Source organism: Halobacterium hubeiense, assembly GCF_001488575.1.
GTDB lineage: Archaea > Halobacteriota > Halobacteria > Halobacteriales > Halobacteriaceae > Halobacterium > Halobacterium hubeiense.
Window position 1 is genome coordinate 2418623 of sequence record NZ_LN831302.1, and the last position, 20184, is coordinate 2438806.

Here is a 20184-nt window from a genome sequence, read left to right on the forward strand (position 1 = left end):
TCGCCGTCGAGCGGAGCGTGACCCGCCGCGTCGCGGCGCGGGCGGAGCGCAGAAACGAGTCGTGGGGAACAGACGCTAGTCGCTCTGAATCCGGGGCGCGAGCATGTAAGTGACGTGGCCCTGCGCCTCCGCGATGTCGAAGTGAATCTTGACGGGGTACTCGTCGCCGAGTTCGAGTTCGACCTCCGCGTCCTTCGGGATGGCCTTGTTCATGTCCTTGAGGTAGTCGAGACTGAACAGGCTGTGGGCGTCGCCCGCTTCGAGGTCGATGAGGTCGTCGCGCGTGAGTTCGAGGTGGACGTCGTCCGTGTCGCCCTCCGCGTCGACGTAGAACAGTTCGTCGGCGGCGTCGACGCCGAGCGCGATGTGGTCCGAGACCATGTCGGCGGCGCGCACCGAGCGGTCGATGTCCGCGCCCTCGATGACGACGTTCGCGGAGAGGTCCAGGTCCGGGATGTCCGGCTCCTGTCGGATGGAGTCGGGGTCGATGAGCGCGAGCGTGTACTCCAGCCCGTCGATCTGGATGTGGAGCTTGCGGGTCTCCTCGTCGAGTTCCAGCTGGACGAGCTGGTCGGTGTCGGCCATCCCGGCGATGTCTTCGAGCCGGGAGAGATTGACGCCGATGATGCCGCCGTCGGCTTCGTAGGATTCGAACGCGGCCGCCCCGAGGTCGAGGTCGACCATGCCGACGTTCGCGGGGTCGACAGCGCGGATGGAGAGGCCGTCTTCGTCGAGGTGGATCTTGCATTCGTCCACCAGCACGCTCACGGAGTCAAGCGTTTCCCGGAGCGTGTCGGCGCTCACAATCGCCTTGAACATATGCGAACTGCTACGCAATCAGGGACTAAAAAGCCCCACGTTCCGCGTGCGCGCGTGAATCGCGGGACGGCGACGGGGTCGCGAGCGCGGCCGGCGCGCCGCGGCGAGCGGCCGTCGTTAACCCGGGTTAATCCGGGTTAATCCGGCGGTTGACCGGGTTCACGGCTTGGTCCCTTTAGGTGCGTGTGGCCCGTGGGGTCGAACGCACATGAGACGCACCGCAGCCAGCCTCCTCGTCGCAGTGCTCGTGGTGCTCGCCGGATGCGCCGGCGGCATCGCGGGCCCGAACGGGGAACAGACGGCCGACAGCGAGAACGGGACCGTCCAGTTCTACGTGAGCGACGAACAGAACGCCATCAGCCAGTTCGAGCACCTGAACGTGACCGTGACGAGCGTCGGGTTCGCGCAGACCGCGGCGGCGAACGCGTCCGGTGATGCCGACGTCGAGTCCGAGAGCGAGAACGGGCTCGCGGTCAGCGTCGTCGGGAACGTGACCGCCGGCGAGAACGCCACCGTGCTCGTGACCTACGACGGCGAGCCCGTCGAGAACGCCACCGTCGAAGTCGGCGACAGCGAGGCGACGGTGACGACCGACGCCAACGGCACCGCGACCGTGCAGGTGCCCGCCGACGCCGAGGAGTTCGGCGCCTCGGTCAGCACCGACGAGGACAGCGAGTACGGCGAGGCCGAAGCCGAACTGGAGATCGAGTTCGACGAGGACGGCGAGGGCGACACCGAGTGGGTCGAGCGGGACGTCGACTCGCGGGTCGTCGACCTGACCGAGTTGCAGGGCGCGAACGCGACCCTACTCGGGAACATAAGCGTCCCCGCGGGCGAGTACGAGAAGGTGTTCGTGCACGTCGGCGAGGTCGAGGGGACGCTGAAGACCGGCGAGCAGGTGAACGTGAAGCTCCCGAGTCAGAAGCTCCACCTCAACGAGGACTTCACCGTGAACGCGAGCGGTGACGTCGAGTTCGTCTTCGACATCACGGTGTTCGAGGCGGGCAACAGCGGGAAGTACATCCTGAAACCGGTCGCCAGCGAGTCCGGCACCGACGTCCCCATCGAGCGCGTGGACGACGACGAGGCCGAACTCGAAGCGAACTTCGTCGGGAACGTGACCGCCGGCGAGAACGCCACCGTGCAGGTCACACAGGACGGCGAGCCCGTCGAGAACGCCACCGTCGAAGCCGGCGACGTGACGGTGACAACCGACGCCGACGGCACCGCGACCGTGCAGGTGCCAGCCGACGCCGAGGAGTTCGAACTCGAAGCCTCGACGAGCGAGGACAGCGCGTACGGCGAAACCGAGGCTGAACTGGAGTTCGAACTCGGAGAGTCCGAAGGTGACGACGACAGCGACGACGCCGACAGCGAGGTCGAACTCGGCGCGGTCCTCGACGGCAGTCTCGCGCCCGGCGAGAACGCCAGCGTTCTCGTGACCGACGGCGACGGCGACCCCGTCGAGGACGCCGAGGTCGCCGTGGACAGCGAGGTCGTCGGCGAGACGAACGCGGACGGCGAACTGACGTTCGCGGTGCCCGAGGACGCGAGCCTCGACACCGAGGTGACGGTCACCGCGGACGGCGAGACGATTACGCTGGACTCCACGACGGCCGCGTCGGCGAGCTAACGGTCGGCTGCCGCGAGCGACTGCGGGCGGCTCTCCTGCGGTTTTTCGCGCCGACGTCGCGTAGCGTCCACAGCGACGTGGTTTTCAGTCCGGCCGCCCTACTTCTGGTAACTAACCATGGGGAACGGGAAAGACCACTACTACAACAAGTCCAAGCAGGAGGGCTACCGGACGCGGGCGGCGTACAAGCTCCAGCAGATAGACGACGAGTTCGACGTCCTGTTCGGCGGCGCGACGGTCGTGGACCTCGGCGCGGCGCCGGGCGGCTGGCTGCAGGTCGCCGCCGAGGAGACCGGCGCGCGCGGGAAGGTCGTCGGCGTGGACTTCCAGCGCATCGACGAGATAGAGGACGCCGAGGCGGGCGTCCAGACCATCAAGGGCGACATGACCGAGGCGGACACCCGCGAGGACATCGAGCGCGCCGCGCCGGGCGGCGTCGACGTCGTCATCTCGGACATGGCGCCGAACATGACCGGCGAGTACAACCTCGACCACGCGCGCTCCGTCCACCTCGCGCGGATGGCGCTGGACACCGCCCGCGAACTACTGAACGACGGCGGGCACTTCGTCGCGAAGGTCTTCGACGGCCAGGACTTCCAGGACTACCTCGCGGACGTCGAGGAGGAGTTCGCGTTCACGCGGACGTACACGCCGGACGCCTCCCGGGACTCCTCCTCGGAGCTGTACGTGGTCGCGAAGAACCGCGTGAACGCGCCAATCGAGAAAGGCGACACCATCGAGGTCGAAATCGTCAACGAGGGCAACGAGGGCGACGGCGTCGCGAAGGTCGAGGGGTACACGCTGTTCGTGCCGGACGCCGACGAGGGCGAGACTATCGAGGTCGAGGTGACGGACGTGAAGCCGAACTTCGGGTTCGCCGAGCGCCGCGACTAGCGGTCAGCGAGCAGCCGCCGGACGCCGTAGACGAACGGCGTGTCCGCGACGGCGATGGCGAGCTTGAGGGCGTACTGGCCGACGATGAGCGAGAGAATCTGTTCCTGCCCGTAGACGGGGCCGACGCCGAGCACCTGCGGCGCCGCCCAGAACGCGACGGTGACGAAGATGACGGTGTCGATGATTTGGCTGGTGGCCGTGGAGCCGACGTTTCGCAGCCAGAGGTAGGCGCCGTCGGTGCGCTCGCGGATGGCGTGGAACGCGAGCACGTCCCAGTTCTGACTGATGACGTACGCCAGCAGGCTGCCCGCGACGACGTTCGCGCTCGACCAGAGGACGCCCGCGAACTCGGACTGGCCGACGCCGGAGAACGGCGCGATGGGCGCCTCGATGGTGGTGTAGACGAGCGCGAGCATCACGAGCGTCATCGCGAACCCGACGTTCACCAGCACCTGCGCGGCGCGGCGGCCGTACAGCTCCGAGTAGCAGTCCGACGCGAAGAAGGTCAGCGCGTACGCCAGCGCCGCGCCCGGCATCACCAGCGACGACCCCGTGACCGGCAGCGAGAACGGAATCTGGAACAACAGCAGTTTCGACGCGGTGAGCTGGGCGGTCACCAGCGCGGTGACGAACAGGCCGACGAGCGCGACCTGCCCGGCGACGAGGCGGTCCTCACTCCGCATCGTCGTCGAGCCTCCCGTGGCGTTCGTCGATTTCGTCGAGGATGTCGAGGTTCTTCCGGACGGACGCGCGGACGGCGTCGCTGCGGTTCACGTACTTGCCGTCGTCGCCGACGTGGTCGTCGAGGTCCGAGAGCAGCTCCTCGGGAATCTCGACGCTTATCTTGGGCATACCGCGAGAATACCGCGGGAATATCTTAAGCCGTTCGTGTCGAGGCGCTCCCGCCGCGGCGCCCGCCCAGCGTCACGACGGCGAGGATGGCGAGCCCGACGAGGTACATGACGGCGATGGGCAACGCGACGAGCAGCATCGTGTAGAGGCTGTCGGGCGTGACGAGCGCGCTGAACGCGAACGCGCTGATGACCGGGACGCGCCAGCGCCGCCGCATCGTCTCGTAGGAGACGATGCCGCCGGCGTGGAACAGCACCATCGTCACCGGGATGTCCACGAGGATGCCGATGCCCACGGTCAGCAGGAACACCATCCAAGCGAACGTGCTGACGGTGAAGCTGATTATCATCTCGGCTTCGAGCGCGTCGTAGACGAGGAACGAGATGACCTCGGGCGCGACGAACGAGTACCCGAGGTAGCTCCCGACCGCGAGCCCGCCGACGATTCCGCCGGCCCAGACGGCGATGACGCGGCGGTCGCCGGTCACCCAGCCGCGGTCCGAGAGCGCGGGCCACACGTAGTAGACGATGACGGGGAGCGTGCCGATGGCGGCCAGCACGACGGAAATCTTCACCTGGAAGACGAGCGCCTCGACGGGGTGGAGCGTGATGGGCCACTCGCCGCCGGTCGCCAGCGGCCGGACGTCCGCCGGGATGCGCGCGATGAAGTTGTCCCGGAGCTCCCGGAACCCGCCGTAGTAGAGCCACCCGAAGATGCCGACCATCAGCGCCATGAACGTCCCGACGATGCGGAACGCCCGCGAGCGCAGGGTGTCGAAGACGAACCGGATGTCGTAGTAGTAGCCGCCGATGTCGTCCTCCGTGGTCTCCTCCTCGGTGAACGCGTCCATCATCCCCGCGGCCGTGCTCTGGACGGTGTTCGATTCCTCCTCCTCGGCGGCCTGCTCCTCGACGGCCTCCTCGTCGAGGTCGGCGTGGACCTCGTCGAAGCGGTCGAGGACCGCCTGGGCCTTCTCGTCGTCGCCGGCTTCGAGCGCGCGGTTGGCCGTCGAGAGCGCCTCGTCCTCGGTCAGCGACGCGAACGCTTCCGGCGGCGCCGCCAGCACGCCCTCTGCGTCGAGTTCGTCGAGGTCGATGTCGCCGGGGTTCTCGGGCTGGCCGAGCCGGGACCGGGCGACCTGCTGGGCGGCGCGGTCGATGGCGACGTACGTGTAGTACAGCCCCGCCGCGACGAGCGCGAGGACCGCGAACGCCGCGCCCAACAGCAGGTAGCCGGTCGCGGGGTCGACGCCGAGCGCGTCGCTGACGGTCGGCACGCGCACCCGCGACCCGATGAACTCCAGGAAGCCGTTGAAGGCCGCGACGCCGCCGTACTGGCCAGCCGCGTAGCCCGCGGCGAACCCGAGGACGCCGACGCCGAGCACGCGGTTCCAGCGCTCGCGGAACACGCCCCGGACGTCGACGTGCTCGCGGCCGCGCTTCATCGTCACGACGATCTTCGCGCAGTACAGCGACAGCCCGTACAGCATGATGAGCGGGGACGCCCACAGGACCTGGGTGAACGGGTCCGGCGGCGAGAAGAACGCGCCGAACGCGAAGATGCCGACGACCGCGTACTTCCACTTGTCGCGGAACGTCTCGTAGGGGATGATACCGGAGTACGAGAACGCCGACACCGCCAGCGGGAGCTGGGCCGCCAGCGCGAACGAGAGCGCGAGGAAGAGGATGAACTCCGTCCACTTCACGATGGAGTACTTCGGCGCCAGCCCCGCGCCGACGGCGTTGCCCGCGAGGAAGTCGAACATCAGCGGGAAGAACAGGAAGTAGGCGTACGCGACGCCCGCGGACGCCAGCCCGATGCAGATGAGGACGACGGCCGCGACGTTGACCCGGGAGACGGAGACGTCGGGGATGATTTCGCGCTCCACGAGCGGGTCGCGGGCGTGGTAGAGGAGGACGGGAATCGCGCACGCCGCCCCGGCGAACAGCCCGATTTTCACCTGCATCAGGATGACGTCGAACGGCGTCTGCGCGATGACGTTCGCGGTGTCCACGAGGAGGTCGTTCTCGAACTTCGGCCAGACGTACAGCCGCATCGCCATGATGCCGCCGACGAGCCCGACGACGAACGCGATGAAGACGTGCTGGAGCTTCGACTGGGCCGTGCGAAGCATCACGCCGAGGGTCTGCCGGCCGGACTCGATGGTGCGGGCCGTACTGGGGTCTATCGGGCCCGAGCCGGAGCTACTCATTGGGTCGGGCTAACCCACTCGTAATTATCAATCTTCCCGTCCGCGCCCAAAAGAAAGCCTATAACGCCCCCGTCGCCAAAGCACGGACACGAATGGCCGAGGAACCGGACGGCGGGCGCGACCGCAACCACGACTGGGAGGGGCTCGCGCCAGCCGTCCGTCCCGCCGACGGCGCGGACCGCGGGCGCGAGTGGGACGACCTCACGCCCGCAGTCCGCCGGGTCGACGACGCCGCCGGCACCGCGGGCCCGCGGGTCACCCGGGACGACGAGTGGCGCGATCTCACGCCCGCCGTCGAGCGCGTCGAGCCCGACGACGGCGACGAGTGGGACTGGGACGAGGACGCCATCGCCGCCGCCGGCGGGAGCGCCGACCCCGCCTCCGGCGGCGAACCCGAACTGCTCGCCGACGAGGAGCACCAGGCCGACGACCCCGACGAGGACGCCGCCCTCGACCCCCGCGAGAACTCCGTCGTCGACGCCGAAGAGAACCCGGCGCCGCCGGACGACGGCATCGGCCTCGACGCGCCCGAGTCCGACGTCGAGGAGCCGCTGGCCGTCCACGTCGAGGAGATGGTCAAGCGCCTCGCCATCGTCATCGCCATCGCCGCGCTCGTCAGCGTCGCCGTCTTCCCGCTCACCGAGGGCCTCATCACGACCATCTGGAACTACGTCCTCCCCGGCGGCGAGGCCGTAGACCCCCGCGTCTACCAGCCCCTCGAACTCGTCATCACGCAAGTGAAAGTCGCCAGCCTCGCGGGCCTGGTCATCGCGCTCCCCGTGTTCGTCTACGAGTCGTACGCGTTCATGCGCCCCGGCCTCTACAAGCACGAGCGCCGCTACTACCTCGCCGCCGTCCCCACCAGCCTCGTCCTCGCCGTGCTCGGCGTCCTGTTCGCGTACCTGCTCGTGCTCCCGTACACGATGGACTACTTCCAGGGCTACACCGAGGGGACGGCGGACGTCGCGTTCGCGCTCGGCTCCACGTTCAACCTCATCCTCATGGTGATGGGCTACCTCGCGGTGGTGTTCCAGATTCCACTCTTTATGATGCTCGCCATCATGCTCGGCGTCACCACCCGCCAGTGGCTCGAAGACCGCCGCCTCCTCTTCTGGGCGGCGTTCGCCGGCATCTCGTTCACGTTCGGCGCCATCGACCCCACTGGTGTCGTCCCCATCATCGTCGCGCTCACCATGATTGCGCTCTTCGAAGGGACGCTCGCGCTGCTGCGGTGGACGGGCAACTAAACGCACTTTTTGCGCTGCGTGGGGCGCGCAAAGCGCGCCCCACTCGGCAAAAACTTGCGGAAAAAGCACTCCTCCTTCGGTCCGCTTCGCGTCCCTCAGTCGTCGGCCTCCACTCGTTCGCTTCGCTCACTCGTGGAGTGAACCGCTCGCGCCTCGCGGCGCTCGCGGATGCTCGTCGGCGGTGGTTCCGTTAGGAACATCCGCGATTCGCGTAAGACCTTATTACGTGTGAGCCACGTACCCCACGGCGATGGAGTTAGAGGCGATTCCGGGCGTGGGCGCGAAGACCGCGGAGTCGCTGCGGTCGCTCGACGACCCCGAGGACGCACTACGGCGCGGGGACGTGGCGGCGGTCGCGCGGGCACCGGGGGTCACTGACGGGCGGGCCGCGCGCATCGTCCGCGGCGCGATTCGCGCGCGCCACGACGACCCCGGCGGGTTCCTGGCGACGGACCGCGCCGGCGAGGTGTACGAGCGCGTGCTCGCGCTGCTGCAGGAGCGCGCGGTGACCGACTACGCGAGCCAGCGCCTGCGGACGTTCTACCCGAGCGCCGCCGAGTCCCGCATCGCGGAGGTCAACGAGTTCGCGGAGGCGGCGATGGAACGCGACCCCGACCCCGCGGTGCTGGACGCGCTGGACGGCGTCGCGCCGCTGTCGCGCGCTGAGGGGCTGGCGGTCCGGGACCGGTGTCTCGCAACGACCGACGCGGAGACGTACAGCGCCGCGCAGGACGCGTTCCCCGAGCTGTCCGTGGAGGTCGTCGAGGACGCCCGCGGGCTCGCGGACCTCGCGCGCGGCTACTCGACGGTCGTGGCGCTCGACGAGGCGTTCACGGGCGTCGAAGTGGACGGCGACGTGCGCGTGGAACCCGACGCGCTGGAGCGCCCGGAGGAGGTCGTCCCCGAGCGCGTGCTCTCCTTCTTCGCGACGAACCGCGACCGCATCCGCGCCGCGGTCGCCGTCCACGAGGCCGCCGGCCTCGAAACGGACGTGGACCTCGACGAACTGGACGCGGCGCTCACGCAACTCGACTCGGAGGGGTCGGTCACGGGCGACGACGAACTCGACCGGCTCTCGACGGCGGTGGACGACCTCGACGCGGCCGTCTCCACCGCCGAGTCGGTGGCGAACGACCACCTCCGGGAGGTCATCCAGGAGCAGGACGTCACTATCGAGGGGTCGGACCTCCTGAGCCTCGTGGAGCGCGGCGCGGGCGTGGACAGCCTGCTCTCGCGGGAGCTCGCCGACGAGTACGCCGAGGCGGTGGACGCCGCGCGCGACCACCTCGTGGACGCGCTGGCGTTGCGCGACGGGGAGGCCAGCATCGCCGAGCAGGCGTTCGGCGACTCGCCGACGTTCCCCGTCGACCACGACCCGGAGGCCGTCTCGCGACTGCGCGAGGAGCTCACCGCGGCCCGCGACCGCCGGAGCGCCGAGCGCAAGCGCGAGCTGGCGGCGACGCTGGCGGACCTCCGGGAGCCGACGCGCGAACTCGTGGAGCGCGCGCTCGAACTGGACGTGGAGCTGGCGGTCGCGCGGTTCGCCGACGACTTCGACTGCGTGCTCGCCGAGCGCGGCGGCCGCGGGTTCGCCATCGAGGGCGGGCGCTCGCCGATTCTGGACGTCGCCTTCGAGGCGGTCGAGCCCGTGGATTACGGCGTGGACGGCGTGGCGCTCCTGTCGGGCGTGAACTCCGGCGGGAAGACGAGCACGCTCGACCTCGTGGCGGTCGTGGTCGTGCTCGCGCACATGGGCCTCCCGGTGCCCGCCGAGTCCGCCCGCGTCCCCGAAGTCGAGGAACTGCACTACTACGCGAAGTCACAGGGGACGCTTGACGCGGGCGCGTTCGAGGCGACGCTCCGGGACTTCGCAGGGCTCACCGAGGGCGCGGCGCGCAAGCTCGTGCTCGTGGACGAACTGGAGTCCATCACGGAGCCGGGCGCGTCGGCGAAAATCGTCGCGGGCATCCTCGAAGAACTCCACGAAGCCGGCGCCTCCGGCGTGTTCGTCTCCCACCTCGCGGGTGAGATTCGCGACCAGTGCGGGTTCGACGTGACCGTGGACGGCATCCGCGCGCGGGGGCTGGAGGACGGCGAACTGGTCGTCGAGCGCTCCCCCGTGAAAGACCACCTCGCGCGCTCGACCCCGGAACTCATCGTGGAGAAGTTAGCGACCGAGGGCGACGGGACGGGCGGAGACGGCGCGTCCGCGGGGTCGTTCTACGACCGACTGCTCGGGAAGTTCTGAGCGGAATCCGCTGGTTCGCGGGTTCTCGGCGGCGAACGCCGGTTCTGTGGCGAAGGGTTAAGTGGTTGCCCGAGCGTGGTGAAAGTGATGGACGACGACCCCGAGGAGGGGATGCTGGGGTGGGACGAATCCGTGTTCCGGGACGAACACGTCCTCGAAATCGACTACGTCCCGGAGGTCTTCCAGCACCGCGAGTCCCAGCTCCAGACGCTGCAGTACGCGCTCCGCCCCGCGGTCCGGGGCAACCGCCCGCTGAACGTGATGGTGCGGGGGCCGCCGGGCACCGGGAAGACGACCGCGGTCCAGAAGCTGTTCGGGGAGCTGGGCGGCCAGCACGGCGTCCGCACGGTGCGCGTGAACTGTCAGGTGGACTCCACGCGGTACGCGGTGTTCTCCCGCATCTTCGAGGAGATTTTCGACTACGAGCCCCCCTCCTCCGGGATTTCGTTCAAGAAGCTGTTCGGGCAGGTCGCCGAGCGCATCGCCGACGACGACGAGGTGCTGGTGGTGGCCCTCGACGACGTGAACTACCTCTTCTACGAGGACGAGGCCTCCGACACGCTGTACTCGCTGCTGCGCGCCCACGAGACCCACTCGGGCGCGAAGGTCGGCGTCATCGTGGTGTCCTCGGACCTCGACTTGGACGTCATCGAGAACCTCGACGGCCGCGTGCAGTCGGTGTTCCGGCCGGAGGAGGCGTACTTCGCGTCCTACGACCGGGGCGAAATCACGGACATCCTCCGGGACCGCGTCGAGGTCGGCTTCCGGGAAGACGCGGTGCCGACGACGGTGCTGGACCGCGTCGCCGAACTCACGGACGAGGCCGGCGACCTGCGCGTGGGCATCGACTTGCTGCGGCGCGCGGGCCTGCACGCCGAGTCGCGCGCCAGCACCACCGTCGAACTGGAGGACGTGGAGGCCGTCTCCGAGAAGGCCAAGAACATCCACCTCTCGCGGAGCCTGCGCGCGCTCTCGGAGACGGAGCGGACGCTCGTGGAGACGGTCGCGGACTGCGACGGCGAGCAGGCCGGCGACGTCTACGACGCGTTCAACGACCGCACCGACCTCGGGTACACGCGGTACACGGAGATCGTGAACAAGCTCGACAAGCTCGGGCTCATCGACGCCGAGTACGAGCAGCTCGACGGGCGCGGGCGCTCGCGGACCCTGCGGCTCACCCACGACCCCGAGGCCGTCAAGGAGCGGCTGTAGCTCAGTTCTCGACCGACCGCACGCCGTCGAACAGCCCGGCGAGCCGGTCCAGTTCGCGCTCGTCGTGCGCCGCGGGGTCGGCGTGCACGTGGACGGTGCCGCCGGCGGCGCGCACGCGACCGCACAGCACCTGCAGGAAGCGGTAGGCGCGCTCCGTGTCGGCGTACTGGAGCAGCGTCGTCAGCGAGTCCACGCAGACGGCGGGCTCGGCGTCCTCCGGGAGGTCGCCGAGGCGCTCGGAGACCGCGATACCGAGGCCGGTGAGGTCACCGGGGTCGGCGACGGCGTTCGCGGCGTCGCCGTTGGGTTCGGCGGTGACGAAGCACGTCGGCGGGAGGGCGCCGTCGCGGGCGGCCCGCCAGTCCTCGGGCGGCCGGCGAAGCGAGACGACGAGCGCGGCGTCCGCGGCGGCGACCCGCTGGGTGCAGACGCGCGCGTCGTCCCCGGAGAGGCCTGGTGCGAGCACGAGCATCGCAGGCGCGTCCCGTGAGTCGGTGAGGGTGGCGTCGCTCATGTGCGGTCGTCTCCCCTCGACTCCCGTAGTTATCCGCCGCTTACCGGAGTTCAGGCACCGGTTACGGTCGGTGCGTGGGTTTTTCCTCGGGGGTGGTCCACGGTATGGGTATGAAGAACTCGGGCGGCGGCGACGCGGCGAAGCGGCGCGCGGGCGAGGCGGCGGCCGACGAGGTCGAGGACGGGATGGTCGTCGGGCTCGGCACCGGGAGCACGGCGGCGCACGCGATTCGCGCCATCGGCGAGCGCGGCCTCGACGTGGCGGGCGTGGCGACGTCCTATCAGTCGCGACAGCTCGCCATCGACGCGGGGATTCCGCTGACGACGCTGGAGGAGGCGTCGGTGGACCTCGCCATCGACGGCGCCGACCAGGTGGCAGACGGGAATCTCGTGAAGGGCGGCGGCGCGGCGCACGCCCGCGAGAAGTACGTGGACGCCAGCGCGGACCGCTTCGTCGTCGTCGCGGACCCCTCGAAGGAGGTGGACGCGCTGGACTACCCGGTTCCGGTCGAAGTGCTGCCGGACGCGCGGCCGGTCGTCGCCAAGCGCGTGCGCGCCCTCGGCGGGGGGCCGGAACTGCGGGCCGCCGAACGCAAGGACGGCCCCGTGGTGACGGACAACGGCAACCTCGTGCTGGACTGCGCGTTCGGGGAAATCGACGACCCCGAGGAAGTGGCGGCGTCGCTGTCGGAACTCCCGGGCGTCGTCGAACACGGGCTGTTCGTCGGGCTGGCGGACGCTGTCTACGTGGGGACCGAGGATGGCGTGCGAGTGACGGACGCGTAGCTACGGGGCGTGGCGTCGCAAAAAACGGAAAGGGTCGAACCTCGTTACAGGTCGCGCGGCTGGACGGTCTTGCGACCGTTGGACTCGGCGCGAGCCGCGGCGTCTTCGAGGAGCTCGGAGACTTCTTCGTCGAGCGCCTCGTAGAAGTCGGAGGCAACGTTCTTGTCGTCGAGTTCTTCCTTCACAGCGGCCTTGACGATGAGGTCTGCCATACGACCTGGTTTTTTCTTCGCCTCCTTATAAGGCTTCCCATAATATGCGGTCAGAACGGCCACTCACGCCTTCCTACAGGGGGCGAGCCCACTGAACGCTGGCCGAACGAGCCTGCGGCGGGGCACCCAGCACGAAGCGCGAACTCTCCTTCGAGTTTGGCGAAATTTTGTTCGAAATTGGGAAAACCCACTTATCGGTGTGCGGCGTACTGACACACACTGGCCGTCGCGCCAGAGACCACGACAATGCCCCGCTGTGACCACTGCGACGCCCACGTCTCCGAGAACTTCGCGCGCGTGTTCGCCGACGAGGACGGTCGCCTCCACGCGTGCCCGAACTGTGCGGCGAACGTCGGCATCGCCGAAGTGTCGAAAGACCGCGCCCGCCGGGCCTGACCGAAACGCAGTCCTCGCCGCGGCACGTCGTCGCGAGCGTGCACTACGTCTACGTGGTGGAGTGCAGCGATGGCACCTACTACACGGGCTACACGACCGACGTCGAGCGCCGCGTCGCCGAGCACGACGCCGGCGACGGCGCGAAGTACACGCGCGGTCGCACCCCCGTCACGCTCCAGTACGTCGAGTCCTTCGAGACGAAGTCCGCGGCGATGAGCCGCGAGTACGAGCTAAAACAGCGCTCGCGCTCGCAGAAGGAGCGGCTCGTCGCCGGGCAGGACGACCCGTGGCCGTAGTCAGTTCCGCGGCTCCCGGTCGGCGAGCTCCCAGCGGTACGCGGCGTCCACGACGGCGCTCGCGAGGTCGTCGAGTCGCTGTGCGAGGTCGTCGTCGGTGAGGGCGCCGCCCTCGAAGTACCGCGAGGCGTTCCGTACGCCGACCTGCTCGGCGACCACGTCGGCGTGGACGCCCCGCATCGTGACGCGCAGGTGGTCCAGCGGCGACGCGATGGTTCCGCCGCCCGCGACGACGACGAGGCCGACGGGCGTGTCCGTGTACTCGTCGAACCCGCAGTAGTCGTGGAAGTTCCGGAACGTCGAGGAGTAGCTGCTGTGGTAGTTCGGCGACCCGACGACGACGGCGTCCGCGGCGCACACGCGTTCGAGCAGCGCTTCGGCGTCCCCCGCGTCGGCGAGGTCGCGGTCGGGGTCGTACAGCGGCAGGTCGGCGGTCCCGAGGTCGATGTGGTCGGTGTCGGCGCCCGCGCGCTCGGCGGCGTCGAGGGCGTGCTCGATTGCCTGCCGCGTGTAGCTGGTGGCGCGTTGGCTGCCGGTGACGCCGACGACCAGCGGTGTGAACTCCATGCGTCCGGGTTCGGCGACGGCCGGTAAAACTCGACGTGGTCGCGCTCGCCGCGCCGACCGCGGGGACCGCAGGGGTTTTGACGCGACGCGGCGACGCTCCGCGCATGGACGCCATCTCCTTCGGGACGGACGGCTGGCGGGCGACGCTGGACGTGTTCACGAGCGGGCGCGTCCGCTCGGTCGCACAGGCTACCGCGGACTACCTCGCCAGCGAGGGCCACACGGGCGAGACGGTCGCGGTCGGCTACGACGCGCGCGAGACGTCGGCGGGGTTCGCGGAGGACGCCGCGGACGTACTCGCGGCGAACGGCTTCGACGTGTTGCTCCCCGAGCGCGACTGCCCGACGCCGCTGGTCGCGCACGCCATCGTAGAGCGCGACCTCGCGGGCGCGCTGGTCATCACGGCCTCCCACAACCCACCGGAGTACAACGGCGTGAAGTTCATCCCCGAGGACGGCGCGCCCGCGCTCCCAGCGGTCACGGAGGCCATCGAGGCGAACCTCCGCGAGCCCGTCGAGGGCGCGCGGCAGGGCGAGGTCCGCGAGGCCGACCTCGTGACGCCGCACGCCGAGCACTGCCGCGACCTGATAGACGCGGACCTCTCCGGACTGACTGTGGTGTACGACGCGATGCACGGGAGCGGCCGCGGCGTCACCGACGCCCTGCTGGAGGCCGCCGGCGCGGAGGTGATTCGGGAGCGCTGCGAGCGCGACCCCGAGTTCGGCGGCACGCCCCCGGAACCGGACGAGGCGAACCTGCAGGGACTCGCGCTCGCCGTCGACGAGCACGACGCTGACTTCGGCGTCGCCAACGACGGGGACGCCGACCGCGTCGCCGTCGTCACGCCCGAGCGCGGCGTCCTCGACGGGAACCGGTTCTACGCGCTCGCGTACGACTACCTCCTCGAAGCCGACACCGGGCCGGCGGTCCGCACGGTCTCGACGACGTTCCTCGTGGACCGCCTCGCCGACGCCCACGACTGCGGGGTCGTGGAGACGCCGGTCGGCTTCAAGTGGGTCGCCGACGCGATGGGCGAGCACGACGCGCTGTTCGGCGGCGAGGAGTCCGGCGGGTACACGATGCGCGGGCACGTCCGCGAGAAGGACGGCGTGCTGATGGCGCTGCTGGCGGCCGCCGCGGCCAGCGAGCGCGACCTCGACGACCGCCTCGATGCCATCGCCGACGAGTTCGGCGACATCCACCAAGACAAGGTGAGCGTGGACTGTCCGGACGACCGCAAGAGTGCGGTCCTCGACGAACTCGAAGACCGCCTACCCGACGAGGTGGCGGGCGTCCCCGTCGAGCGCGTCAACGACACGGACGGCTTCAAAATCCTCCTCGAAGACGGCTCGTGGCTGCTCGTCCGGCCCTCCGGCACGGAGCCGAAGATGAGGGTGTACGCGGAGGGCGACAGCCCCGAGCGCGTCGAAGCACTGCTGTCGGCGGGCCGCGACCTCGTCGAACCGCTAGTCTAGAACTCCTCGGTAGCGCTCGCCTCGCTTCTCGCAGTCGAAGCCAAGCGACTCGTAGAACGGCTTCACGTCCGGGTCGAAGTCCGCCGTCAGCGGCGTCCACTCGTCGGCGGCGTGCTCGACGAGCGCGGTACCGATGCCGTCCGCGCGCCGCCGCCGGCGCACGGCGATTGCTTCGACGTGGGCGCCTGTTTTGCGCTGGTTAGCTACGAGCGCGCCGACGATGCGGTTGTCGTCGTCCGCCACGACGACCGTGCCGGCGTCGATGCGGCGCTGCGCGGTGTCACCGGAGAGTTCGAGGTTCGCGCCGTCGAGCACGCGCATCACGCCGAGGTGGTCGCGGGCCGACGCCCGCCGCACCACCACGCCGCGCGGTCCCGTCGTCGGCACGCTACCCACCCCGGATGAGCCGCAGCACGCGTACGTGCTCGGCGTCGACGGGCTGATCCTCGGGGACCGGCGTCCCGTCGACCATCACCGAGACCTCGTGCGGGCTCAGCTCGACTGCTTCGAGGAGGTCGGCGTACGTCTCGTCGGTCACGTCGAACTCGTGGGTGTCCTCGCCGACCACCTCGACGGTCACGCGCATGAGCGATAGTAGCCGACGGGCGGCCTTAGGAGCCGCGGTCGCGACGGTCAGGCGGCCGAGTCGTCGTCCCGGCGCCGACGGCGGACGTGCCGGTAGCCGGCGACGGTGAGGCCGCCGAGCCCAAACAGGAGGACGACGAACTCGATGAGGGCGCCGAGGAACGGCGCGTAGCTGACAACGTGGACCGCGAGCACACCGGCGACGAGCGCGAGCCAGCGGCTCTCGCGGTCGGCGAGCCCGAGTAGCCGCGACCCGACGGCGTACGCGCCCCAGACGTACGAGAGCACGAGTACGAGCGCGTAGAGGAGCATTCCGACGACGGCGACCGGGATGCCGACAATGGTGAACAACAGCAGGACGAACGCCAGCGGCGCGCCGACGAGCGTGAGGAAGCCCGCGCCGAGCGTGCGCAGCGGCGCGGTCGCGGTGGCGTCGGCGACGGTCGCGGAGACGCCGGGGAGCGCGACCAGCAGGAGCGCGCCGACGAACAGCGTGACCGCGAGGAAGTACAGCGTCACGAGCCAGCCCGCGACATCAGGGAGGACGGAGACCTGCATCGAGCCGAGGTCGGGGTCGTGGCGGACCTCGCCGCCGACGGTGGCGCCGTCGGCCCGCGTGAACTCGCCGTCGTAGACGAAGTCGCCGCCGACCGACGCGGTCGAGGCCAGCGTGACGGTGCCGGCGCCGACCCGCACCGACCCGTTGACCGTGCCGGCGTGCGTGAACGAGCCCGCGCCCGCGGTCACGTTCCCGCCGACCACGCCGGTCTCGGTGACGTGGATGCTCCCGGCGGCGGCGTCGACGCCGCCCTCAACGGTGCCGGCGACGCGAATCGACCCGGCGGCGCCGCCGAGGTCACCGGTGACGGTGCCGGTCTCGGTGACGTCGACGCTGCCGGCGAACGCTTCGAGGTCCCCCTGCACGGTGCCGCGGACGACGACCGTGCCGCCGGTCGCTTGCAGGCCGTCGGTGACGGTCTGGCCTTCCTCGACGACGATGGTGCCGCCGGCCCGGTCGTCGGCGGCGGCAACCCCGGCGAACGTCGAGACGGCGAGGGCCACGACGAGGGCGAACGCGAGCGCGCGGCGGGGGGTGCGGGGCATACGCTACCTGTCACCCGACGCGAACTTAACTCTACTGCGGGTGAGCCGCCGATTCCGGGGGCGTAGCGCGGCTCCGGCGGGGCGCGACGCCCCGGCCGGTCGCCGTCTCGCGGCCTTTAAGGCCGGGTGGGACCTGAGTGTGGGTATGGCAGACGCCGCCGGCGGTCGGCAGGAAATCTGGGTGGAGAAGTACCGACCACAGCGCCTCGAAGACGTCGTCGGGCACCCCTCTATCACCGAGCGCCTCCAGAGCTACGTCGACCGCGACGACCTCCCGCACCTCCTGTTCGCGGGGCCCGCGGGCACCGGGAAGACCACCGCCAGCATCGCCATCGCCAAGGAGATCTACGGCGACGACTGGCAGGACAACTTCCTCGAACTGAACGCCAGCGACGAGCGCGGCATCGACGTGGTCCGGGACCGCATCAAGGACTTCGCGCGCACGTCGTTCGGGGGCTACGACCACCGCATCATCTTCCTCGACGAGGCGGACGCGCTCACCGACGACGCCCAGTCGGCGCTGCGCCGCACGATGGAGCAGTTCTCAGAGAACACCCGCTTCATCCTCTCCTGTAACTACTCCTCGAAAATCATCGACCCGATTCAGTCGCGGTGTGCGGTGTTCCGGTTCTCGCCCATCGACGACGACGCAGTCGCCGCGCACCTCCGCGACCTCGCGGCCCGCGAGGACCTCGAATACACGGAGGACGGCATCGACGCGCTCGTGTACGCCGCGGACGGCGACATGCGCCGCGCCATCAACGCCCTGCAGGCGGCGTCCGCGACGGGCGACGTGGTGGACGAGGAGACGGTGTTCGCCATCACGGCGACCGCGCGCCCCGAGGAAATCGAGGACATGGTGACGGAGGCCATCGACGGCGACTTCACGGCCGCGCGCTCGACGCTCGACGACCTCATCTCGAACCGGGGGCTCGCCGGCGGCGACATCATCGATCAAGTGCATCGCTCCGTCTGGGAGTTCGATGTTAAGGAGGCGGCCGCGGTCCGGCTGCTGGACCGCCTCGGCGAGGCCGACTACCGCATCGCGGAGGGCGCCAACGAGCGCGTCCAGCTCGAAGCGCTGCTGGCGTCGGTCGCGCTGAACGCCGACGAGTAAGACCGCGGGCGCGAACGACAGGACTCTGCTCGTCGCGTCCGCACGGCGAGTATGGAAGACTCACCGAGTACCAAGAGGAGGTCATCGAGACGGTTTCGACGCTGGACGACGTGCCGATGGCGTTTCTGTACTACGCGCTGAACGGCCCGGAGATGTTCCTCCAGAACGACCACAGGGACCACGACGATGTCTCCCACACGTCGGCCTACTGGCGGCGGTACGCGATTCAGGTGGGCCAAGACAGCGGCCACGACACCAGCGAGATTCTGCGCGCGGCCGACGACAGAGATTCACGAGTGAGCCGAGAAGGGCGTCGCCATCACCGCCGAGGAGCGCGGCGGCCCCGACTTCGACGCCGAGGAGTAGCTACTCCTGCAGGTCAGCGGGCGGGCCGCCCGGGAGTTCGTCGCGGTCGTAGGGCGCGAAGAAGTCCGGATTCGGGCCGGTGGGAACGAGCCGTTTTGGATTGAGGTGGCCGTGACTGCGGTAGTAGTGCTGCTTGACGTGGTCCATGTGCAGGGTGTCCGCGACGCCGGGAAGCTGGCAGAGCTCGCGGAGGTACGGCCAGAGGTTGTCGTAGTCGACGATGCGCTTGCGGTTGCACTTGAAATGCGTGTGGTAGACCTCGTCGAAGCGGTACAGCGTCGTGAACATCGCGACGTCGGCCTCCGTGAGCACGTCGCCCGCGAGGTAGCGCTGGTCGGCGAGGAGGTCGTCGTAGTGCGCGAGCGCCTCGAAGAGGTCGTCGACGGCGTTGTCGTACGCGCGCTGGCTGTCCGCGAACCCCGCGCGGTAGACGCCGTTGTTGATGGGGTCGTATATGTCCTCGATGAGCCGGTCGACCTCGTCCTGATAGCCCTCGGGGTAGAGGTCCACGTCCCGGGTGGCGTACTCGTTGAAGGCGACGTCGAGCATCCGCATTATCTCCTCGCTCTCGTTGTTCACGATGGTGTCTTCCTCGGTGTCGTAGAGGACGGGCACCGTGACGCGGCCCGTGTACTCGGCGTCGGCGTGCGCGTACACCTCCCGGAGATAATCCGAGCCGAAGAGGTGGTCGGGAGAGGTTCCGGGCTTGTCGGGGTCGAACTCCCAGCCCTGGTCGAACCGGACGGGGTCGACGACGCTCACCGAGACCGCGTCTTCGAGGCCCTTGATCGCTCGCGTGACCAGCGTGCGGTGCGCCCACGGGCACGCGTAGGAGACGTAGAGGTGGTAGCGCCCGGACTCGGCGGGGACGTCCTCGCCCACCCAGTCGCGGAACGTCGTCTCCTCGCGCTCGAACTCGCCGCTCTCGCCGTGTGCTATCATCTCCTCCTCGGTGCGCCACTCGCCGTCCACCATGCGCCCCATGTCCGGGTAGTGGGGCGCCCACGGTTTAGCCGTTGAGGGAGTCGGCCCGCCTCGCCGGCTACACGAACGCGCGCACGGAGTTGTCGTACATCGCGCCGGCCTCGTCCTTGATGCAGATGCCGGCGTACAGCACGTCGTCGACAACGATTGGCGCGCCGTACGTGAGGTGGAAGACATCCTCGGTGAGTTCAAACTGGACGGCCCCCGTTTCGGCGTCGAGCGCGAACACCGGTTCGCCGCCGACGTACAGCGTCCCGCCACCGAACGCCATCCCAGTCAACTGAGTGCGGTCGCTGGCCGCGCGCCAGTCCTCGTCGCCGGCGTCGTCGTAGGCCACGATGTCGTCGGCAGTGAGGACGAACAGCCGGCCGCCCGCGACCGCGGGCTCGCGGAGCGCGTAGATGCCATCCACGAACCCCTCCCAGACTTTCGTCGGGTCGCCGCCGACGCCGCCGGCGGCCGGGTTGTGACCGGTGTGCGTCGGCGTGTAACCGTACGTCGACCAGCTGGCGTCGCCGGTCAGCGAGATTCGGGGCCTGGGACTCCGTGGTTGGCTGGGAGGGCCGGGGGCGTCGGCGGGCGCGGTGCAGCCGCGCCGAGCGCGCCGAGGAAGGCGCGCCGCGGGAACCGGCCTTGTGACATGGTAACATTATTGTCAGCCGGTTG

At 69.5% G+C, this 20184-nt stretch carries 22 protein-coding genes; 10 read left to right on the forward strand and 12 right to left on the reverse strand.

Annotation, left to right across the window (positions count from 1 at the left end; translation table 11 throughout):
* Positions 1–75: 75 nt before the first annotated feature.
* Positions 76–819: a DNA polymerase sliding clamp gene (locus HHUB_RS12725; RefSeq protein WP_059057976.1), complete on the reverse strand. Its 744-nt coding sequence runs from the start codon at positions 817–819 to the stop codon at positions 76–78.
* A gap of 208 nt (positions 820–1027) precedes the next feature.
* On the opposite strand from HHUB_RS12725, the gene HHUB_RS12730 reads away from it, so the two are divergent.
* Both HHUB_RS12730 and HHUB_RS12735 read left to right on the forward strand, forming a co-directional pair.
* The gene (locus tag HHUB_RS12730; RefSeq protein WP_059057977.1) at positions 1028–2452 is read left to right on the forward strand and encodes a DUF4382 domain-containing protein; all 1425 of its coding nucleotides are present in this window, start codon (positions 1028–1030) and stop codon (positions 2450–2452) included.
* Positions 2453–2569: 117 nt separating this feature from the next.
* Positions 2570–3346: a 23S rRNA (uridine(2552)-2'-O)-methyltransferase gene (locus HHUB_RS12735; RefSeq protein WP_059057978.1), complete on the forward strand. Its 777-nt coding sequence runs from the start codon at positions 2570–2572 to the stop codon at positions 3344–3346.
* Here HHUB_RS12735 and HHUB_RS12740 read toward each other — a convergent pair.
* Genes HHUB_RS12740 through HHUB_RS12750 form a run of 3 tightly spaced genes read right to left on the reverse strand, consistent with a single transcriptional unit; the run spans position 3343 to position 6410 of the window.
* Positions 3343–4029, reverse strand: a complete 687-nt coding sequence (locus HHUB_RS12740) for a queuosine precursor transporter (protein WP_059057979.1) — start codon at positions 4027–4029, stop codon at positions 3343–3345. The two genes, HHUB_RS12735 and HHUB_RS12740, sit on opposite strands and share 4 nt — an antisense overlap.
* Positions 4019–4198 carry a ribbon-helix-helix domain-containing protein gene (locus HHUB_RS12745; protein WP_059057980.1) on the reverse strand — a complete coding sequence of 60 codons (180 nt, stop codon included), beginning with the start codon at positions 4196–4198 and terminating at the stop codon, positions 4019–4021. The genes HHUB_RS12740 and HHUB_RS12745 overlap by 11 nt, the downstream gene beginning before the upstream one ends.
* Positions 4199–4223: 25 nt before the next feature.
* Positions 4224–6410 (reverse strand): twin-arginine translocase subunit TatC, encoded by a 2187-nt coding sequence (locus HHUB_RS12750; RefSeq protein WP_059057981.1) that lies wholly within the window; start codon positions 6408–6410, stop codon positions 4224–4226.
* Positions 6411–6502: 92 nt separating this feature from the next.
* On the opposite strand from HHUB_RS12750, the gene tatC reads away from it, so the two are divergent.
* The 3 genes from tatC to HHUB_RS12765 all read left to right on the forward strand — a co-directional run bounded on the left by tatC (position 6503) and on the right by HHUB_RS12765 (position 11117).
* Positions 6503–7657 (forward strand): twin-arginine translocase subunit TatC, encoded by a 1155-nt coding sequence (gene tatC, locus HHUB_RS16110; protein ID WP_082687243.1) that lies wholly within the window; start codon positions 6503–6505, stop codon positions 7655–7657.
* Positions 7658–7907: 250 nt separating this feature from the next.
* Positions 7908–9905 (forward strand): endonuclease MutS2, encoded by a 1998-nt coding sequence (locus tag HHUB_RS12760; RefSeq protein WP_059057982.1) that lies wholly within the window; start codon positions 7908–7910, stop codon positions 9903–9905.
* Positions 9906–9992: 87 nt separating this feature from the next.
* The gene (locus tag HHUB_RS12765) at positions 9993–11117 is read left to right on the forward strand and encodes an ORC1-type DNA replication protein (RefSeq protein ID WP_059057983.1); all 1125 of its coding nucleotides are present in this window, start codon (positions 9993–9995) and stop codon (positions 11115–11117) included.
* Between the two features lies 1 nt (position 11118).
* On the opposite strand, the gene HHUB_RS12770 is transcribed toward HHUB_RS12765, so the two are convergent.
* Positions 11119–11631, reverse strand: a complete 513-nt coding sequence (locus tag HHUB_RS12770; protein WP_059057984.1) for a DUF7504 family protein — start codon at positions 11629–11631, stop codon at positions 11119–11121.
* A 110-nt stretch (positions 11632–11741) separates the two neighbouring features.
* Between HHUB_RS12770 and rpiA the strand changes: the two genes are divergently transcribed.
* Entirely contained in the window at positions 11742–12416 is a 675-nt protein-coding gene (gene rpiA, locus HHUB_RS12775; RefSeq protein ID WP_059057985.1) for a ribose-5-phosphate isomerase RpiA, read from the forward strand.
* A gap of 44 nt (positions 12417–12460) precedes the next feature.
* On the opposite strand, the gene HHUB_RS12780 is transcribed toward rpiA, so the two are convergent.
* Entirely contained in the window at positions 12461–12628 is a 168-nt protein-coding gene (locus tag HHUB_RS12780) for a DUF1931 family protein (RefSeq protein ID WP_058984427.1), read from the reverse strand.
* Positions 12629–12874: 246 nt separating this feature from the next.
* Here HHUB_RS12780 and HHUB_RS17130 point away from each other — a divergent pair, with 246 nt between their 5' ends.
* Positions 12875–13024, forward strand: a complete 150-nt coding sequence (locus HHUB_RS17130; protein WP_169793417.1) for a DUF7563 family protein — start codon at positions 12875–12877, stop codon at positions 13022–13024.
* Between the two features lie 38 nt (positions 13025–13062).
* A complete protein-coding gene (locus tag HHUB_RS12785) occupies positions 13063–13320 on the forward strand; it encodes a GIY-YIG nuclease family protein (RefSeq protein ID WP_059057986.1) in 258 nt (85 codons plus the stop codon).
* On the opposite strand, the gene HHUB_RS12790 is transcribed toward HHUB_RS12785, so the two are convergent.
* Positions 13321–13887 carry an NADPH-dependent FMN reductase gene (locus tag HHUB_RS12790; RefSeq protein ID WP_059057987.1) on the reverse strand — a complete coding sequence of 189 codons (567 nt, stop codon included), beginning with the start codon at positions 13885–13887 and terminating at the stop codon, positions 13321–13323.
* Positions 13888–13991: 104 nt separating this feature from the next.
* Here HHUB_RS12790 and HHUB_RS12795 point away from each other — a divergent pair, with 104 nt between their 5' ends.
* A complete protein-coding gene (locus tag HHUB_RS12795; RefSeq protein WP_059057988.1) occupies positions 13992–15362 on the forward strand; it encodes a phosphoglucomutase/phosphomannomutase family protein in 1371 nt (456 codons plus the stop codon).
* On the opposite strand, the gene HHUB_RS12800 is transcribed toward HHUB_RS12795, so the two are convergent.
* The 3 genes from HHUB_RS12800 to HHUB_RS12810 are packed head-to-tail and all read right to left on the reverse strand — an operon-like array spanning position 15354 to position 17051.
* The gene (locus HHUB_RS12800; protein ID WP_370683869.1) at positions 15354–15749 is read right to left on the reverse strand and encodes a GNAT family N-acetyltransferase; all 396 of its coding nucleotides are present in this window, start codon (positions 15747–15749) and stop codon (positions 15354–15356) included. The genes HHUB_RS12795 and HHUB_RS12800 overlap by 9 nt on opposite strands.
* A gap of 1 nt (position 15750) precedes the next feature.
* Positions 15751–15948, reverse strand: a complete 198-nt coding sequence (samp2, locus tag HHUB_RS12805; RefSeq protein WP_058984431.1) for a ubiquitin-like small modifier protein SAMP2 — start codon at positions 15946–15948, stop codon at positions 15751–15753.
* A 47-nt stretch (positions 15949–15995) separates the two neighbouring features.
* Positions 15996–17051 carry a bactofilin family protein gene (locus tag HHUB_RS12810; protein WP_059057989.1) on the reverse strand — a complete coding sequence of 352 codons (1056 nt, stop codon included), beginning with the start codon at positions 17049–17051 and terminating at the stop codon, positions 15996–15998.
* 145 nt (positions 17052–17196) lie between these two features.
* Between HHUB_RS12810 and HHUB_RS12815 the strand changes: the two genes are divergently transcribed.
* Positions 17197–18168, forward strand: a complete 972-nt coding sequence (locus tag HHUB_RS12815) for a replication factor C small subunit (RefSeq protein ID WP_082687244.1) — start codon at positions 17197–17199, stop codon at positions 18166–18168.
* A gap of 366 nt (positions 18169–18534) precedes the next feature.
* On the opposite strand, the gene HHUB_RS12820 is transcribed toward HHUB_RS12815, so the two are convergent.
* Together HHUB_RS12820 and HHUB_RS12825 are read right to left on the reverse strand one after the other, a co-directional pair.
* Positions 18535–19518, reverse strand: a complete 984-nt coding sequence (locus HHUB_RS12820) for a glutathione S-transferase family protein (RefSeq protein WP_059057990.1) — start codon at positions 19516–19518, stop codon at positions 18535–18537.
* Between the two features lie 58 nt (positions 19519–19576).
* On the reverse strand, positions 19577–19930 hold the full coding sequence (locus HHUB_RS12825; protein WP_059057991.1) for an outer membrane protein assembly factor BamB family protein: 354 nt from the start codon (positions 19928–19930) through the stop codon (positions 19577–19579).
* Between the last annotated feature and the right edge of the window lie 254 nt (positions 19931–20184).

What these genes read in the sequence shown, in the direction of transcription:
- HHUB_RS12725 (WP_059057976.1), bottom strand. Translation starts at nt 819, where the DNA reads ATGTTCAAGGCGATTGTGAGCGCCGACACGCTCCGGGAAACGCTTGAC.
- HHUB_RS12730 (WP_059057977.1), top strand. Translation starts at nt 1,028, where the DNA reads ATGAGACGCACCGCAGCCAGCCTCCTCGTCGCAGTGCTCGTGGTGCTC.
- HHUB_RS12735 (WP_059057978.1), top strand. Translation starts at nt 2,570, where the DNA reads ATGGGGAACGGGAAAGACCACTACTACAACAAGTCCAAGCAGGAGGGC.
- HHUB_RS12740 (WP_059057979.1), bottom strand. Translation starts at nt 4,029, where the DNA reads ATGCGGAGTGAGGACCGCCTCGTCGCCGGGCAGGTCGCGCTCGTCGGC.
- HHUB_RS12745 (WP_059057980.1), bottom strand. Translation starts at nt 4,198, where the DNA reads ATGCCCAAGATAAGCGTCGAGATTCCCGAGGAGCTGCTCTCGGACCTC.
- HHUB_RS12750 (WP_059057981.1), bottom strand. Translation starts at nt 6,410, where the DNA reads ATGAGTAGCTCCGGCTCGGGCCCGATAGACCCCAGTACGGCCCGCACC.
- tatC (WP_082687243.1), top strand. Translation starts at nt 6,503, where the DNA reads ATGGCCGAGGAACCGGACGGCGGGCGCGACCGCAACCACGACTGGGAG.
- HHUB_RS12760 (WP_059057982.1), top strand. Translation starts at nt 7,908, where the DNA reads ATGGAGTTAGAGGCGATTCCGGGCGTGGGCGCGAAGACCGCGGAGTCG.
- HHUB_RS12765 (WP_059057983.1), top strand. Translation starts at nt 9,993, where the DNA reads ATGGACGACGACCCCGAGGAGGGGATGCTGGGGTGGGACGAATCCGTG.
- HHUB_RS12770 (WP_059057984.1), bottom strand. Translation starts at nt 11,631, where the DNA reads ATGAGCGACGCCACCCTCACCGACTCACGGGACGCGCCTGCGATGCTC.
- rpiA (WP_059057985.1), top strand. Translation starts at nt 11,742, where the DNA reads ATGAAGAACTCGGGCGGCGGCGACGCGGCGAAGCGGCGCGCGGGCGAG.
- HHUB_RS12780 (WP_058984427.1), bottom strand. Translation starts at nt 12,628, where the DNA reads ATGGCAGACCTCATCGTCAAGGCCGCTGTGAAGGAAGAACTCGACGAC.
- HHUB_RS17130 (WP_169793417.1), top strand. Translation starts at nt 12,875, where the DNA reads ATGCCCCGCTGTGACCACTGCGACGCCCACGTCTCCGAGAACTTCGCG.
- HHUB_RS12790 (WP_059057987.1), bottom strand. Translation starts at nt 13,887, where the DNA reads ATGGAGTTCACACCGCTGGTCGTCGGCGTCACCGGCAGCCAACGCGCC.
- HHUB_RS12795 (WP_059057988.1), top strand. Translation starts at nt 13,992, where the DNA reads ATGGACGCCATCTCCTTCGGGACGGACGGCTGGCGGGCGACGCTGGAC.
- samp2 (WP_058984431.1), bottom strand. Translation starts at nt 15,948, where the DNA reads ATGCGCGTGACCGTCGAGGTGGTCGGCGAGGACACCCACGAGTTCGAC.
- HHUB_RS12810 (WP_059057989.1), bottom strand. Translation starts at nt 17,051, where the DNA reads ATGCCCCGCACCCCCCGCCGCGCGCTCGCGTTCGCCCTCGTCGTGGCC.
- HHUB_RS12815 (WP_082687244.1), top strand. Translation starts at nt 17,197, where the DNA reads ATGGCAGACGCCGCCGGCGGTCGGCAGGAAATCTGGGTGGAGAAGTAC.
- HHUB_RS12820 (WP_059057990.1), bottom strand. Translation starts at nt 19,518, where the DNA reads ATGGGGCGCATGGTGGACGGCGAGTGGCGCACCGAGGAGGAGATGATA.